This window comes from Photorhabdus caribbeanensis (genome assembly GCF_018448885.1).
GTDB classification, from domain to species: Bacteria; Pseudomonadota; Gammaproteobacteria; order Enterobacterales; family Enterobacteriaceae; genus Photorhabdus; species Photorhabdus caribbeanensis.
The window spans coordinates 1-3,177 of sequence record NZ_RCWB01000079.1 but is presented as its reverse complement, the minus strand read 5'-3'; the positions used below and the strand labels follow the sequence as shown (position 1 = coordinate 3,177).

Below are 3,177 nucleotides of genomic sequence, written 5' to 3'. Positions count from 1 at the left end.
GTGCGGGTATCCGGGTAGTGACGCAGAATCTCTCCGTGCGGCTGGATTTCCCGCACTATCCGGTCCTGCTCGTCGTATTCAAAATGCAGGGTGCTGTCCGGGGAGTCCACGGTTAACAGCCGGCCCACGCTGTCGTAATGATAACGGGTGGTCCCTTCCGGGGCGTGCAGGGCCGTCAGCCGGCGGGCGGCATCATAATCATAGCGGGTTACGTGCTCTTCCCCGTCCCGCTTTTCAATGCAGTTCCCCGACCGGTCATAGCGATAATGCCACTGCGTGCCGGCATAATCCTGCTCGGTGATAACCCGGCCATCCGCATCCAGGGTATAGCTGTAAGTTTCTCCCTGCGGGTTAATCACCTGCGTCAGTTGCAGCGTGTCGGCATCATAACGATACTGCCAGCGATGCCCCTCGCCGTCACGCCGGGCGACCGGCAGGTCAAACGGGCCGTACTCCACCTGCCATTTTACGCCGCGGGCATCGGTCCAGCAGGTTAAGTTCCCGTGGCGGTCATGGGTGAAGTGTTCCAGCTGGTTGTCCGGCCGGTCACTGACCGCCACCCGGTGATGACGGTCGTAACGCCAGCGCCACAGCGCCCCCGCCGCAGTCAGGCTGCGCAGCCGGTCCTGACTGTCATAACCCAGACTGACGGTCCGGTTCTCTTCATCCAGCACCCGCACCAGCCGCTGATGCTTATCATATTCCTGTGTGCGGCTGTTGCCGTCCGGGTCTGTTTCGGATGTCACCAGCCCGAAAGCATTGCGGGTCAGCGTGGTTTTCCGGCCGTCCGGCGCAATAAATCCGGCCGGCTGGTCCTGTTCATCATACTGAGGCAGCCAGGTGCGTTGCAGCGGGTCGGTCATGCCGGTCAGTTGCAGGCTGTCAGCCTCATAGCTGTATTGCCATACCGCGCCGGTGGCCTCCGTCAGCGAAGTGACCCGGCCGGTATCGGCCAGATAAGTCAGCGTCAGGGTTTCCCCTTCCGGTAATATCTGTCTGACCAGATTGCCCCAGCGGTCATAGTCATAACGGGTCACGCCGCCGCGCGGGGTGTGGATTGCCGTGACTAACTGCTGGTCGTTGTAATGCCAGGTGGTGGTGTGCCCCTGTGGGGTGGTGGAGCGGGTTATGCCGGGGGCATAATCCAGGTGGACCGGATAGAAGCCGCCGGCTCCCACACTGTCAGTACAGCGCCCCTGTTTATCATAACGGTAATCCACCCAGGTCTGGTCGCCATCGGACCAGCGGCTTATCAGGCCCTGGGCGTTATATTCATAGTACAGATGAAATTGCTGGGCGCTGTCCGCTTCCGCCAGCCGGCCGTTATCATGGTAGTGATAACGGGCCATCACTTCCTGTAACCCTTCATCGGTGCGGCGTATCTCTGTCAGTTGTCCGCGCAGGTTATAAAGCAGCGTCAGCGCCGGCCCGTCACTGTGGAGAACCTGTGTCAGCTGGCCGTGCTCGTTATAGATAAACCGCAGCCGGTTGTCATACACGTCCCGGTGTTCCGTGAGCCGCCAGCGCTGCGTCCCTTCGGATGAGGCCGGAGAGGACAGCGCAAAATATTTGCGAACCGGTGAATCCCGGTGACGGAGGATATATCCCTGTTCTCCCCGGCTGAGGGTGAAATCCGGGTGGTCCGGGTTGACGCTGTGGGTATAAGCGGCCGGTAAGGCAAAGTAAAGCGATGCCCCTTCAGTGGTGCGGATTTCTACCCGGTCGCCGGTGGCAAGGGCGCATTCGGAGAAGCTGTCCGTCCAGCCCGGCCCCAGCAGGCCCTGTTCCTCCGGCGCCCAGCTGCGCAGAAACACCAGCGGCAGGGTCTGGCCGAGGGTGATATCGGTCCGCTGGTCAAACAGCTGGCCGGTGGTGACGTCAATCGGGTCGCCGGTAAAGAATTTTTTCGTCGCTTCCCGGTAACGTTTCACGCCCTGAGTTTCCCGGAAGGCGGTTTTGGCACAGCAGAGGGTTTTCCCCGTGATTATCTTCGCGGCATGCCTGACGCCGGCAATCGCCCCGCTGACCACCTTTGCCCCGGTTTGTTTGGTAAACAGTTTACCCAGCCCTTTCAGGGCGCCGCGTGACGGCGGCACCAGAAATTCAACCGCCATCAGTATCGCCCGCTCCCAGGCGGAAAACTCTTCGGCGACTGCCAGGTAAGTCCCCTGACCGGAGCCGATAAACACCGTTTTGGCCCCGGATTTTATGGTGGCGCCGCACGCCAGCTTGTCATCCACCCGGGCCGCCGGCGAGCCGTTAATAAACACGGTTTCACTGCCCTGGGCAATCAGGGGCGGCGCCGGGTGTTTACTGCAAACGGCGGTATCGGTGGTGGCTCTGGCCGCCGGTTTGCCTTCGATAAAGACATTGGGGGAGCCACTCGCCAGGGCGCCGCTCGGCGGGCCGATGCTGTCCACCATTTTCGTGACGGCCGAACTGGCGGCGCTGATGACATCGCCAAGGGCAAATGTGGCGGCGGTCCCCAGGGCAATGACCGCGACAGTGGCCAGCCCGCCGGTAAGGATAGTCAGCCCCACCAGTGCCGATGCCGCGGCAAAGACCGCTGCCCCTATCAGCGCGCCGGTAATGGCGCCCGCCAGCGCCCCCAGGAAGCTGGCATGTTTAATCGGGTCGCCCTCACGGGCCGCGGCCGGACCGGGAGTGCCCTGTGGCGGGGAGACGTGCACCGCGTGCCGGGCGCCAACCCGCGCTATCCGGGTGACGATTTCATCACCAAGTGACATGGTGTTCCTCCTGTCAGGTCATCAGGCCGCCTGAAAACTGTGGACAATGGCCAGCAGAGCATCACGCTGGCCGTCTTCAAAAGGCGCGGGGGAGGTCAGGTTGAAGGTCAGCAGCAGCGGCCCCCGGATTTGCAGTATTACGGTCTGGTACATGTCGCCTTCCGGGCTTTTCCACTGGTAATCCAGACGGCGGGCGGGTTGCTGGCTGAGGGTGATTTCGCTGCGCTGATGCTCCTGGTACCCGGGCAGATGGGTGCAAAACTGTGCCAGGGTCTGTTCATAGTAAGCGGGGTTATCCATGCCGGCGGGGACCGGGGTGCGGCTGACCACCAGATTGATGCCGCTGTCGTCCGGCAGCACAAATACATTCATGGATTCATCCCGCCAGTTGTCCGGGATAGCCAGTGAGCCTTCATTCATCTGATAGGTT

Annotated in this window: 2 protein-coding genes; both read right to left on the bottom strand. The window is 61.7% G+C overall.

Features of this window, described 5'->3' with window-relative positions; translation table 11 throughout:
- Positions 1-2,747 (bottom strand): PAAR domain-containing protein (locus tag EAE90_RS22900; protein ID WP_214055414.1); only part of this gene is annotated, 2,747 nt, incomplete at its 3' end.
- A 21-nt stretch (positions 2,748-2,768) separates the two neighbouring features.
- On the bottom strand, positions 2,769-3,177 hold a 409-nt coding region (locus EAE90_RS22895), incomplete at its 5' end, for a DUF1795 domain-containing protein (RefSeq protein WP_246551102.1).